The sequence below is a fragment of the Streptomyces sp. KM273126 genome, from assembly GCF_004337435.2.
GTDB classification, from domain to species: Bacteria; Actinomycetota; Actinomycetes; order Streptomycetales; family Streptomycetaceae; genus Streptomyces; species Streptomyces acidicola.
Window position 1 is genome coordinate 5938059 of record NZ_SJXB02000001.1, and the last position, 12399, is coordinate 5950457.

Sequence of the window (12399 nt, forward strand, 5' to 3'; positions counted from 1 at the left end):
CGCACCCACTCGCCGTCCGGGGAGAGGGCAGGCCGGCCTGCGGCCTCAGGCCTGGCAGCGGGCCCCCGCTCCCGCAGCTCGGGCCCAGGAGAAGCGAGTTCGGGCTGAGTGGCAGATTTCATGGCAATACATTTCTCGGGATAAAAGTACAGTTACTTCCCATTTAGGCTACATTCAATCTGTATGTGTCGGCAGCGGGCTTGGCAGGGGGTGGCCAGTGGGCTCGTCCCTTGAACCGCGTGGAGCTGCAGCGCGGATGCATGTACCCGCCAACGAGCTCGCGGCCTCGGCGGCGCGCAAGTTCCTGCGTGCCGTGCTCGCCGATCGGACCGCACTGCGCTTCCCCGGGGCGCCGACGATCAGTGACCGGTCCGTCGATGACGCCGTGCTCCTCGTCAGTGAGCTGGTCACCAGCGCTGTCGGGCACGCCGGGTTCGAGGTCGAGGTGGCCTGCCGCCTTGAGGCCGGCCCTGGTTCTCCGGCCGATTCCGCGCAGGCTGAGGCCTGGTCTGTGGGTGTCGTGGTCGAGGTGCTGGAACGCGGCCCCTCCGGCCGCCCCGATGGCGGAAAGGGTGTACGGAGCCACCTGCGCGGCTTCGGCCGGCAGCTGATGTGCTCCCTGGCTGAGTCCTGGGGTGCGACCTACCGGCGCACCGGGAAGACCGTGTGGTTCCGTCTGGAGTGCGCGATGGCGACCCCGCTCGCCACCACGGAGGGCTCCGTCGGCTCTCCCACCGAGGCCGTCCGCCGCGGACCCCCTGCTCCCGAGCCCGTCCTGCCGCGCGACCGGCCGGGCCGCAGTACCGAGTGGGCCGAGCGCGAAGGGCAGTCGTTCCTCGCCGAGGCCGGAGAGCTCCTCGCTGGACAGTTGGACGAGGACATGGTCGCAGCGCTCGCCGGACAGCTCCTGGTCCCCAGGCTCGCCGACTGGTGCGGCGTATGGCTGGCCACGGACACTGCCGAGATGCGGCTCTCCCATGTCTGGCACGTGGACGAGCAGCGGATCCGCCCACTCCGTCTGGAACTGGAGAAGGACCGTCCAGCCGCCAGGCTGAGCACAACGGGTGTTTCATGGCCCTGGCCCGAGTGTGGAGACGCCGGGAACACGGGCGGCTCGGCACTGGCGTTCCCGCTTGTCGCGGGCGGCCGGTGCCACGGCACACTCCTGATCGGCCAGGCGGGACTGCCCCAGCTGACCGACGCCGTCGTACGGCTCGCGGAGGACGTGGCCCGGCGCATGGCTCAGGCGGTGGTCACCGCCCGCCACTACACGCGACAGGAGAGCATCAGCCGGACGCTCCAGCGCAGGCAGCTCCCCACGTCCCTCGCCGCCATTCCGGGCGTCGACACAGCAATCGTCTACGAGCCCTGGGGCGAGGGCCAGACCGTCGGCGGGGACTTCTACGACCTGTTCCCGATAGGAGACCGCCGGTGGTGCTTCCTGCTCGGCGACGTGTGCGGCCACGACGTGGAGGCGATGTCCGTCACCGGCCTGGCCCGGCACCTCGTACGGCTGCTGGCACGTGAGGGCCACGGCGTCGAGTCCCTGCTCAACCGGCTGAACCTCGCCATGGCGGAGGAGGCCGCAGAGGCCATGACGTTCCGCGGCGAGCGGGAGGGCTCCCGCTTCCTGAGCCTGCTGTACGGGGAGTTGGAACCCGATCCGGTCGCCGGCGGCGCACGATGCACGATAGCCAGCGCGGGGCATCCGCCGCCGTTGCGGCTGGCGACGGACGGCTCGGTGACACCGGCCGCGGACCCGCAGATGCTGCTCGGCATCGAGGAGGACGCGGAGTTCCACGCCAACTCCTTCACCTTGGCGCCGGGCGAGACACTGCTGTGTGTCACCGACGGTGTGACCGAACGCCGCAGAGGCACACGGCAGTTGGACGACGACGACGGCTTGGCGGACGTGCTGCGGGGATGCGTGGGTCTCGGCGCGAAGGCCGTGGCGGAACGGGTCCGCCGAGCCGCTCATGACTTCAGCACCGAGCCGATCGACGACGACCTCGCCGTACTGGTACTGGAGGCGGTGCCGGTGCTCAGGAGCGCGGGAACGGTGGCGATGGCTCTCCGGGGCGGCCGGACCCGTTGACGCCGCCGAGGTGCCGCGGCGCCGGCGCGAACTCCTGAGCAGGTGGGTGGACCCGGCCGACCACCGAGGCGCGGCGGTCCGGGCCGTCGGCTGACACCCACCGTGGCAGGGCGCGCAGAACACGCAGAACGCGCAGAATTTGCCTGAACACGCCCTGCCGTGGGTCCCGCGGCAGCGGTCAGCGCGTCAGCCTTCACTGAGAGCGATGGCCGTCCGGTGGCGCCGAGTTCGTTCCTCCCAGGAGGGACCCGCGCCGCACCAGACACGAGGAGGAGCCTCCGGCAGGCGCACCGACACTCGGCGCCCACGGCCGCAGGATGTCCGGACCGCCCCCGGTAGGCCTGGCGCGTCATTGCCACCGAGACTGTTCCAGCCCTGGTCGTGGTGTGCCCCAGAGGGCCTAATGGTGGGCCCCGTCGCCGCTGTCGCCTTGTCCGTGTCGTCCTACGGTGGAGAGGTGATCACCCGCCCCGAGGGAGGAGAGCGCGCGTGGAGATCGTCGCGTACGGCGTCCTCAAGGACGAGGAACCACTGTTGCGGGCGGCGTTCGACCGGGCGTTCCGGGGCCGTCATGAGCTGCGCTGCCTGGGGCTGTTCCTGAACCGGGACACCGCACCGACCGCCGTCGGGCACGAGGTCGTGCTGTGCGGTGCCAACGACACGCTGGACGCGGACGTCCTGCGCACCCTGGCCGGAGGCGGCACGCGGATGCTCGCCCAGCGGGCCACCGGCTTCAACAACATCGACCTGACGTCGGCCGAGGCGCTGGGGCTGACGGTGGCCCGGGTGGCGTCCTACTCGCCGCACTCGGTCGCCGAGTTCGCATGGGCCCTGGCGCTCGCCGTCGACCGCCGGATCGCCCGGGCCGCCGGGCGGACCCGCGAGTTCGACTTCCGGCTCGACGGACTGATGGGCCGCGACCTGTACGGCCGGACCGCGGGGGTGGTCGGCACCGGCAAGATCGGGACCGCGTTCGCCCGGATCGCCCATGGCTTCGGCATGCGGCTGCTGGGCTGGGACATCACCGAGAACGCCGACTGCCTGGCCCTCGGTATGGAGTACGTCGAACACGAGTGGCTGCTCGCCGAGGCGGACCTGGTCAGCCTGCACGTCCCGCTCCTGTCGAACACCCACCACCTGGTCGACGCCGAAGCCCTGGCGCTGATGAAGGACGACGCCATCCTGATCAACACCAGCCGCGGCGGCCTGGTCGACACCGACGCCCTGCTGGAGACGCTGCGCGCGGGGCGTCTCGGAGGCGTCGGCCTGGACGTGTACGAGGAGGAGGCGGGACTGTTCTTCCTCGACAAGTCCCTGGAGGTGATGACCGACGAACGCCTCGCACGGCTGATGACCTTCAACAACGTGCTGGTCACCTCCCACCAGGGGTACTTCACCCGGGACGCCGTCGAGCAGATCGTCGAGACCACCGCCCGCAACGTCGAGGACTACTTCGCCGGCCGCACCGGCGACAACACCCTCGTCCCGTCCCCGCAGGCCTGAGGCGGGCACCGGCCCGCTCAGCCCCAACGGGCGGAGGTGTCGTGCTCCGAGAAGTCGAACTCCACGTCCACGACGCCCTCGACGGCCCGGACCAGACGTGCGGCCACCGGGACGAGGGACGGGTCACGCACCCGTCCGCTGAGCCTGACGACGCCGTCCTCCACCGTGACGCGAACGGCCGACGCCGGCGCGGGGAACAGGTAGGCCACCACCTCCCGGCGGACCTCCTCGGCGATCTCCTCGCCGTCGCGCAGGAACACCTTGAGCAGGTCGCCGCGACTGACCACGCCCTGCAGCATGCCCACGTCGTCGACCACGGGAAGCCGTTTGACCCCGGCGTGCGCCATGGTCCGTGCGGCCTGGGCGAGCGTCGCGTCCGCGTGGACGGTGAGGGCGGGCGAGGTCATCAGCTCCCCGGCGGTCACCGCACCGGCCTTCTCCAGGTCGGCCGGGCGCCGCAGCCGCCCGGCCGGGGTCTGCCCGGCCGGGCGGGGCCGGTACCGGGGGAGGTCGAGGTCGCTGTCGCGGAACTCCTCCTTGGGCAGCAGGTCGGCCTCGGAGACGACCCCGACGACGCGGCCCTCGCCCTCCAGGACGGGCAGGGCACTGACCCTCCAGTCCCGCATCATCTGCACGATCTCCTTGAAGGTGGCCTCACGGCCGATGGCGGCGACGGTGTGGGTCATCACATCGCTGACGATGTGCGGGGTGTCGTGCATCACGCCTCCTCGTGTGCCTGTCGTTTCGGCTCGCCGGGTGGTCACATGAGGCTTCCGCTGCCGTAGGGGGCGTACAGGTCCAGGAGCCGGGTGCGCGCGGAGCGCAGGCGGTGGGCGAGGATGTCGCCCACCCACCGGGCGACGCTCGCGCCGAGCGCGGGGTCCTCCTCGCACATCAGGCGCACCGCGGTGGCGTCGAACTCGTGGGCGCGCACCGGGCTGGTCGCCTCGGCGCCCAGGTGCCAGGTGTGCGGCCCGAACAGCCAGGACCAGCCGACGAGTTCGTTGTGCCCGAGGTTCTCGATGACCACCGCGCGACGACCGGGCACCCGCATGTCGAGGGCGACGGTGCCCGTACGAATGATCCAGAACCGGTCGGCCCGCCCCCCTTCCTCGAAGAGGCGGACTTCCATGGGGAACGACACCTCCCGGGCGATGCGCATCAGCCGGTGCCGGTGGTCGGCCGGCAGCGCCTGCAGCATGCCTGGGGTTGCGGGAGGGTTCATGGCGTGCCTCCAGTAAGGGCGGACGAACCTGATACGTCCAGCGTCTGCCCTGCCCGGTGCCGGGCCCAAGGGCCACCCGGCCCCATGACGGGGCCGCCCGGTACCACGGAGCAACCGTCCGGGCGCACGGTGCTCTCGTGCGGGGCCGGAGCCGGGCCACAAGGTCCCGGGGAAGGGTCTGAACGGCCCCAGCGGGAAACCCGTTCCTTCACGATGCTCGTACCAAAGGCACGATGTTCGTACCAGAGGAGCGATGCTCGTATCAGAGGAGCGAACGAGGCCGGACGGAGGAGGCACACCGCATGCTTCGGCAGGTCACCGCGGGAGTCGACGGTTCCGCCGACAGCCTGGCCGCCGCGCACTGGGCGGCCCGGGAGGCCCTGCGCCGGGGGGCCGCGCTGAGGCTCGTGCACGCGTGGACGTGGCACCCCCGCCCGGCCCCCTCCGTACCTGCGGGCACCAGCGAGCGCGACTGGGCCGAGCAGACCCTCGACCGGGCGGTCGGCAGCGTCCGTGCCGCACATTCCGGGCTGCGGATCGTCGCCGGGCTGGTGCCCGGCTCGGCGGTCGACGCCCTGCTCACCGCGGCCGCGGAGGCGGAGCTGCTGGTGCTCGGATCCAGCGGGCTCAGCGGGCTCAGCGGTGTCGCGGGGGTCGCGGTCGGCTCCGTGTCCCAGCGGGTCGTCGCCGGGTCACCGCACCCCGTGGTGCTCGTCCGCGCGGGCGCGACGTCCGCCGACGAACACCTCCCGGTGTCCGACGGTGTCTCGCCCGAGGAGATACCCGAGACCCCGTACCGCGATGTCGTCCTCGGCCTGGACACCCGGCGCCCCCGCGACGAGCTGATCGAGTTCGCCTTCGAGGCCGCCCGGCTCCGTGCTGCCGGACTGCGCGTGGTCCGCGCCTTCGGCGTTCCCTCCGCCGAGGGAGCCGGCCCGCGTACGGATCTGCTGCGCCCATGGCGCGAGAAGTTCCCCGGGGTCCCCGTCACCGAGATCGTCTGTGAAGGCCGGGCGGCCACCGCACTGGTCCGCGCGTCGTCGGGAGCCTCGCTCGTGGTCGTGGGACGCCGGACTCGGGACGGTCGACTCGGCATGCGCATCGGGCCCGTCACGCAGGCGGTACTGCACCATGCCGCCTGCCCGGTGGCGGTCGTACCGCATGCCTGAACACCTGCACGTCAGTCTGAACACCTGTACGTCAGGTGGGGAGGGCGGCCCTTTCGGTCCGTCCGCCCAGGGCGTCGGACAGATGGCCGTACACCTCGAAGACACCGCTCAGGAGCGTGCCGTGCAGGATGCGCCGGAAGCAGGAGCTGTCGGAGACCAGCCGCAGTTGGCCGTCCTGGGCCACGGTGCGGTTCCGGGTCCGGCACAGGAGACCCACTCCCGTGCAGTCGATGAAGGTCACGGGGCGCAGGTCGAGCACCAGGTCGGGGTGCGGCCTCGCGGTCAGGGCGTCGAGGCGTGCCGTGACGGCCGGCGCAGTGAGGATGTCGATCTCGCCGTGCAACTCCACGACGGTCGTACCGCCGACGGTGCGCTCCCTGTGGCACGGCGCGTGCCCGGTGTGGTCTTCGGCCATGGGGACAGGAAATCCAGCGCGGCGGGGAACGCGGAAGGGCCGGTCGGTCCCCTCTGCCCGGGCGCCCGGGACCGACCGGCCCCAGGCGGACAGCCCGGGACCTGGGCACTATGGAGGGGGGGGAGCCCCACTCATCGCGCCGACCGAGGAAGGTGGGAAGGGTCATGAAGGGCTTCGTCTTCCACGGTCCGGGGCAGTCCGCCTGGCAGGACGTTCCGGATCCCGCCATCAAGGAGGCCACCGACGCGATCGTGCGCGTCGACGTCGTCACCATCTGCGGGACGGACCTGCACATCCTCAAGGGCGACGTGCCCGAGGTCCGCCCCGGCACGGTGCTGGGGCACGAGGCGGTCGGCGAGATCGTCGAGACGGGCCGCGATGTGCACACCGTCCAACCGGGGGACCGGGTCCTGGTCTCCTGCATCACCGCCTGCGGTCGCTGCCGCTTCTGCTGGGAGCGGACGTACGGCCAGTGCCGCGGTGGCGGCGGCTGGATCCTCGGCCACGCGATCGACGGGACACAGGCCGAGTACGTCCGCGTCCCCTATGCGGACCTGTCCGTTCACGCACTGCCCGGTGCGGTGGACAGCAAGGACGCCGTGCTGCTGGCGGACATCTTCCCCACCGGCTACGAGGTGGGCGTGCTCAACGGGCGGGTGCACCCCGGAGACACCGTCGCCGTCGTCGGGGTCGGCCCCATCGGGCTCGCGGCCATCGCCACGGGCCAGCTGTACGCGCCGGAACGCATCATCGCCGTGGATCTGGACCCCGGCCGGCTGGAAGCGGCCAAGCGGCTCGGCGCCGACGCCGTGGCCGACGCCCGCGAGGCCCCGGAGCAGCTGGTCGCCGACCTCACCGACGGGCTGGGCGCTGACGTGGTCATCGAGGCCGTCGGCGCGCCGGAGACCTTCGAGCTGTGCACACGTATGGTGCGGCCCGGCGGACACGTGGCCAACGTCGGTGTACACGGCAGGCCCGCGACCCTGCACCTCGAAGACCTGTGGATCAAGAACGTGACCATCACCACGGGCCTGGTCGACACCTACTCCACGCCCACCCTGCTGCGGATGGCGGCCGCCGGCCGGCTGCCCACCTCGGCGCTGGTCACCCACACCTTCCCGCTCGACCAGATGGAGGAGGCGTACGACGTCTTCGCCCGCGCCGCCGACACCGGTGCACTCAAGGTGGTGCTCGGCGAGCCGCAGCACGATGTCGTCGCCGTCCGGGCGGCCTGACCGCTACCGGGAAGCGCCGGCGGCCTACCGGGAAGCGTCGGCGGGCCGATCGGTCGCGGTCAGCCGGATGCCGGTGATGAGGTCGGGGCGGATGCGGACGGCGTAGTCCATGGTCTGCATCACCCAGGGGTGGAGCAGGTCCTGGTAGCGGGCCAGCTCCTGAGGGTCGGTCACCAGATGGGCGTAGCCGGTGACGACGACGCTCCAGCCGAGGTGGGTGTCCGGGTCGATGGCGTCTGCCTCGTACGCCACGACCACACCCGGGCCGTCGGTCCCCCGTGCGTACGAGGTCAGGGCGGCGCCCTCGTGGGTGCGGATGACGATGTCGCCGCTGTCGAGGACGTGGTTGACCGGGCGGATGGTCGGCAGCGCGTGCAGGGTGAAGACGACCCTGCCCAGGGACACGCTGCCCAGCAGCCGCAGGGCCTCGTCGCTGCCGAGCTCGATGCTCTGGCGCGGCCCGGCGGCGACGGGCGGGGCGTTGTCGATGGTCATGGCGGGCTTCCGCGGGGGTTCGTCGCTCACGGTCTGGTGTCACCGGCCGGAACGCCGGCGCCGTCGCACGGCCCGGCGCCGTGCGCCTCAGGCCATTGGAACGGCACCGATACTCCTCGCACCAGGGCCGTTCGGCCCTGGCCCGTGCCCGGGCGGCCCCGTGGACCGTGCGTCGGGTGAACGGCGGGCCGTCACCGCTCGGGCAGCCAGTAGTGGCCGATCCTGTGCGAGTGGTGCTTCTCGGGCGGGTGAACGTCGTCGATGCGGTAGGTCAGGCTGTTGACCACGCCGACGACGCCTTCGATCCGCCACGTCGACCGGACCGCGACAGGGATGTCGCTACGGCGCTCCAGGCGCCCTTCCAACGTGACCATGCCGTCCCGGACGTGGACGACGACGGGCGGGGGCGGCAGGTTCGGGGGCCAGGCCATGACGTCTTCGGTCACCTGCCGCCGGATCTCCTCGTCGGTGCGGAGGAAGACGCGCAGCAGGTCACGGCGGGTGGCGATGCCGATGAGGCGGTCCTCCTCGTCCACGACGGGAAGCAGCTCGATGCCGTGATGCTCCATCATCCGCGCGGCGTCCGGGACGAGCTGCTCCGGATGCACGGTGATCGCGGGCGCCGACATCAGTTGCGCCGCGGTGGTGGCGCGCGCCCGTGCGGCGGTGGCCTGCCCCGACCGCCGCAGGCGCGGCAGCCGGAGCCGGCCGCCCCGGCCCGCGTCGCCCTTGCCCCCCGTGCCCCGGCCCGTGTCGGCCCGGGCCACCTGTCCGCGCACGAGCTCGGTCCCGGAGATCACCCCCACCACCTTGTCGTCGTGATCGACGACCGGCAGACCGCTGATCCGGTGACGGTCCAGCAGCCGCACCACGTCCTTGAACGGTGTCTCGCGCTGCGCCTGGACGACCTCGCTGGTCATCACTTCGCCGATGGTGTGGGTCTTCACGGCGCTTTCCTCCTTCACGGGCACGGACAGCTCCGCCCCGAGCACCTCCAGCGTCCCGCCCGACCGCGCCGAGGTACATGGGCCGGTGCGGGCAAGGAGGGGCCGAACGGCCCTGGCCGTCCGGCCCCCGAGCGACAAGGATCGAGAAAGATCGACACCGCGCACGACAAGGAGCATCCGATGGCGGACGGCGAGCGGTCCGGCGGCGACCACCCGATCCGGGTCTTCCTGCTGGACGACCACGAGGTGGTACGGCGCGGGGTGCACGACCTGCTGAACGACGAGCCGGACATCACCGTGATCGGCGAGGCCGCCACCGTCGAGCAGGCCCTGGTGCGTGTTCCCGCGCTGCGTCCCGACGTGGCGGTGCTCGACGTGCGCCTGCCCGACGGCGACGGTGTCACCGTGTGCCGGGAGCTGCGTTCCCGCATGCCCGACCTGGCCTGTCTGATGCTGACCTCGTTCGACGACGAGGAGGCCCTGCTGGACTCGATCATGGCGGGGGCCTCCGGGTACGTCCTGAAACAGATCCGGGGCTCGGACCTGGTGTCCGCCGTGCGCACGGTGGCCGCCGGCCAGTCCCTGCTGGACCCCAGCGCCACCACCAGGCTGATGGCGCGGTTGCGCGGCGAACAGAGCAAGGAACCGGAACCCGACGGCCTGCCCGGTCTGACGGCGCGCGAGCGGGAGATCCTCGCCCTGATCGGTGAGGGTCTGACCAACCGCCAGATCGGCGGGCGCCTCTACCTCGCCGAGAAGACCGTCAAGAACCACATCTCCCGGCTGCTGGCCAAACTCGGCGTGGAGCGGCGCATCCAGGCAGCCGTCATCGCCACCCAGGCCCAGGACCGCCTGCGGCACGAACGGCACTGAAGCGTCGCCCCGCTCTCGGAACCCCCGGCTGCCGCACGTGCTCGCGTATCGTCCCCCGCGCTGGACCGTTACCGTGGCACTTGACCGCGGCGGCCGGTCGTCGTCGGTGTTCGAAGGTCCTGGAGGATCACCGGTGGGAGGCTCTGAGGAGTCCCGTGAGGCCCGCGTGCGGCTGCCCCAGCTGAAGCTGGACGAGCTGCTGGAGGAGTTGCAGGCCCGCCTCGACGCGGCCCGCGGCACCCGGGACCGGGTGCACAGCCTGCTGGAGGCGGTCCTCTCGGTCGGCCGGGAGCTGGACCTGGAACAGGCGCTGCACAGCATCGTGGAGGCCGCGGCCGTGCTGGTGGACGCCGAGTACGCCGCCCTGGGCGTGATCGGACCGGACGGCAGACGGCTGTCGGCCTTCCACACGGTCGGTGTCGACCAGGAGCAGATCGCCAGGATCGGCCACTTCCCGGAGGGCCACGGCATCCTGGGGGAGCTGATCCGGCATCCGGAGCCGCTGCGGCTCGTGAAACTCTCCGAGCACTCCTCCTCGTACGGCTTCCCGCCCCACCACCCGCCGATGGACACCTTCCTCGGTGTGCCCATCCGCGTGCGTGACCAGGTCTTCGGCAACCTGTACCTGACCGAGAAGCGCGGCGGGGCGCAGTTCGACGAGGAGGACGAGTCGGTGCTGTCGACCCTGGCCGTGGCGGCCGGTGTGGCGATCGACAACGCCCGGCTGTACGAGGAGTCCCGGCTGCGCGAGCGCTGGCTGCGGGCGAGCGCGGAGATCACTCACCGTCTGTTGTCCGGCAGCGGCAGCGGCGAGGTGCTGCGGCTGATCGCCGAGCGCGCCAGGGAGATCACCGCCGCCGAACTCGCCGTGGTCGTGGTGCCGATGGAGAACACCGACGCGCTCACGGTGGAACTGGCCATCGGGGAGGGGGCCACGGCACATCGAGGGCTCGTCCTGCCCGTGGACGACGGCCTGTTGGGCCGGGCCTTCGCCGGGGCCGCCCCCGTCATCAGCTCCGACATCGCCCGGGACGAACGCGCCTCGTCCGGGGCGCAGCGCTTCACCGGCCTCGGCCCGGCCGTGGCCGTCCCCATCGGCACGGGCGACGGCGTACGAGGGATCGTCCTGCTCGTCCGCGAGGCGGGCCAGACGGAGTTCACCGAGAAGGAGACCGAGCCGCTGCAGGGCTTCGCCGCGCAGGCCGCGGTGGCGATGGAGCTGGCCGAACACCGCAAGGACGCCGAGGAGATCGCCGTACTCCAGGACCGTGACCGAATCGCCCGGGACCTCCACGACCTGGCGATCCAGCGGCTGTTCGCCGCCGGCATGACGCTGCAGAGCGCGGGCCGTCTCATCGAACACTCGGAGGCGTCGGGGCGCGTCGCGCGAGCGGTGGACGACCTGGACGAGACCATCAAGATCATCAGGTCGACGATCTTCGGTCTGCGGGCGCGCGAGGGCGCCGCCGGACCGGGTCTGCGGGCGCGCGTGGTGCGTGTGGTCGGCGAGGCCGCACCCGTACTGGGTTTCGCGCCCAGCCTCCGGATGGAAGGCCTGCTGGACACCCAGGTCCCGAAGGAGACCGCCGACCACGTGGTCGCGGTGCTCTCCGAGGCGCTGACCAACGTCGCCCGCCACGCCCACGCCGACCGGACCGAGGTCGTGCTGGAGACCGACGGCCGGGAGCTGCGGCTGACGGTCTCCGACAACGGTGTGGGCATCCCGCCCGACGGCCGGCGCAGCGGCCTGCACAACATGGCCGAACGGGCCGCGCAACTGGGGGGCCGGCTGGAGCTGACCAGCCCTGCCGGTGGGGGCGGCAGGGTGGTGTGGCGGGTACCGGTGGGGGAGCGGTAGGTCTGCGCTGGGGGTGTCGTGTCAGCGGGCGTACTCAGTGATCAGGCGAGCTGGGTGTGCGGCGGGAGGAGCGCGATGCCGTCGTCGTCGGCGTGGAGCAGGTCACCCGTGCTGAAGGTGATGCCGCCGAAGGTGACGGGGACGTCGAGGGCGCCGGTGGCGTTCTTGGCGCTCTTGCGGGGGATGGTGCCGAGGGCCTTGATGCCGAGCCGGAGGCCGGCGAGGGCGGCGCTGTCGCGCACGGCCCCGTGCAGGACGAGGCCGGCCCAGCCGTTGTCCTGAGCGGCCGTGGCGATGAGGTCGCCGACCAGGGCGGTGCGCAGGGAGCCCTGTCCGTCCACCACGAGGACGCTGCCGTTTCCGGGGGTGCGCAGCAGGTCGCGGAGCAGGCCGTTGTCCTCGTGGCAGGAGACGGTGCGGACCGGCCCGGCGAAGCCGCGGTGTGCGCCGAACTGGCGGAACTGCAGGTCGCAGACGCGCAGTTCGGTGCCGTGCAGGTCGACGAGGTCGGCGGTGGGGACAGGGCTGACTGATGCGGTCACGGGAGGGTGCCTTTCGCTGGAGGGCTGCCGCGTTCGGGCCGG

12 protein-coding genes are annotated in these 12399 nt (G+C 71.9%); 6 read left to right on the forward strand and 6 right to left on the reverse strand.

Translation table 11 applies throughout. From position 1 onward, the window contains the following. Positions 1-256: 256 nt before the first annotated feature. Together E0500_RS25330 and E0500_RS25335 are read left to right on the forward strand one after the other, a co-directional pair. Positions 257-2095, forward strand: coding sequence for a SpoIIE family protein phosphatase (locus tag E0500_RS25330; protein ID WP_131567072.1), 1839 nt, complete (start codon positions 257-259; stop codon positions 2093-2095). A 489-nt stretch (positions 2096-2584) separates the two neighbouring features. Continuing rightward, on the forward strand, positions 2585-3598 hold the full coding sequence (locus tag E0500_RS25335; RefSeq protein WP_131567076.1) for a 2-hydroxyacid dehydrogenase: 1014 nt from the start codon (positions 2585-2587) through the stop codon (positions 3596-3598). A gap of 17 nt (positions 3599-3615) precedes the next feature. On the opposite strand, the gene E0500_RS25340 is transcribed toward E0500_RS25335, so the two are convergent. Together E0500_RS25340 and E0500_RS25345 are read right to left on the reverse strand one after the other, a co-directional pair. Beyond that, a complete protein-coding gene (locus E0500_RS25340; protein WP_131567080.1) occupies positions 3616-4317 on the reverse strand; it encodes a CBS domain-containing protein in 702 nt (233 codons plus the stop codon). A gap of 41 nt (positions 4318-4358) precedes the next feature. Beyond that, the gene (locus tag E0500_RS25345) at positions 4359-4823 is read right to left on the reverse strand and encodes a cyclic nucleotide-binding domain-containing protein (RefSeq protein WP_131567083.1); all 465 of its coding nucleotides are present in this window, start codon (positions 4821-4823) and stop codon (positions 4359-4361) included. A gap of 302 nt (positions 4824-5125) precedes the next feature. On the opposite strand from E0500_RS25345, the gene E0500_RS25350 reads away from it, so the two are divergent. After that, positions 5126-5992 (forward strand): universal stress protein, encoded by an 867-nt coding sequence (locus tag E0500_RS25350; RefSeq protein ID WP_131567085.1) that lies wholly within the window; start codon positions 5126-5128, stop codon positions 5990-5992. Between the two features lie 31 nt (positions 5993-6023). Here E0500_RS25350 and E0500_RS25355 read toward each other — a convergent pair whose 3' ends face one another. Beyond that, entirely contained in the window at positions 6024-6407 is a 384-nt protein-coding gene (locus E0500_RS25355; protein ID WP_131567088.1) for an STAS domain-containing protein, read from the reverse strand. Positions 6408-6571: 164 nt separating this feature from the next. On the opposite strand from E0500_RS25355, the gene E0500_RS25360 reads away from it, so the two are divergent. Beyond that, entirely contained in the window at positions 6572-7642 is a 1071-nt protein-coding gene (locus tag E0500_RS25360; protein WP_131567091.1) for a zinc-dependent alcohol dehydrogenase family protein, read from the forward strand. Between the two features lie 24 nt (positions 7643-7666). Here the strand turns inward: E0500_RS25360 and E0500_RS25365 are convergent, their stop codons facing one another. After that, positions 7667-8137, reverse strand: a complete 471-nt coding sequence (locus E0500_RS25365) for a pyridoxamine 5'-phosphate oxidase family protein (RefSeq protein ID WP_181587125.1) — start codon at positions 8135-8137, stop codon at positions 7667-7669. Positions 8138-8328: 191 nt separating this feature from the next. After that, a complete protein-coding gene (locus E0500_RS25370; protein WP_309505138.1) occupies positions 8329-9084 on the reverse strand; it encodes a CBS domain-containing protein in 756 nt (251 codons plus the stop codon). Positions 9085-9264: 180 nt separating this feature from the next. On the opposite strand from E0500_RS25370, the gene E0500_RS25375 reads away from it, so the two are divergent. Together E0500_RS25375 and E0500_RS25380 are read left to right on the forward strand one after the other, a co-directional pair. Beyond that, positions 9265-9957 (forward strand): response regulator transcription factor, encoded by a 693-nt coding sequence (locus E0500_RS25375; RefSeq protein ID WP_131567097.1) that lies wholly within the window; start codon positions 9265-9267, stop codon positions 9955-9957. A gap of 133 nt (positions 9958-10090) precedes the next feature. Beyond that, on the forward strand, positions 10091-11815 hold the full coding sequence (locus E0500_RS25380; protein ID WP_181587126.1) for a GAF domain-containing protein: 1725 nt from the start codon (positions 10091-10093) through the stop codon (positions 11813-11815). Between the two features lie 41 nt (positions 11816-11856). Here the strand turns inward: E0500_RS25380 and rraA are convergent, their stop codons facing one another. After that, on the reverse strand, positions 11857-12357 hold the full coding sequence (gene rraA, locus E0500_RS25385; RefSeq protein WP_131572286.1) for a ribonuclease E activity regulator RraA: 501 nt from the start codon (positions 12355-12357) through the stop codon (positions 11857-11859). Positions 12358-12399 lie beyond the last annotated feature (42 nt).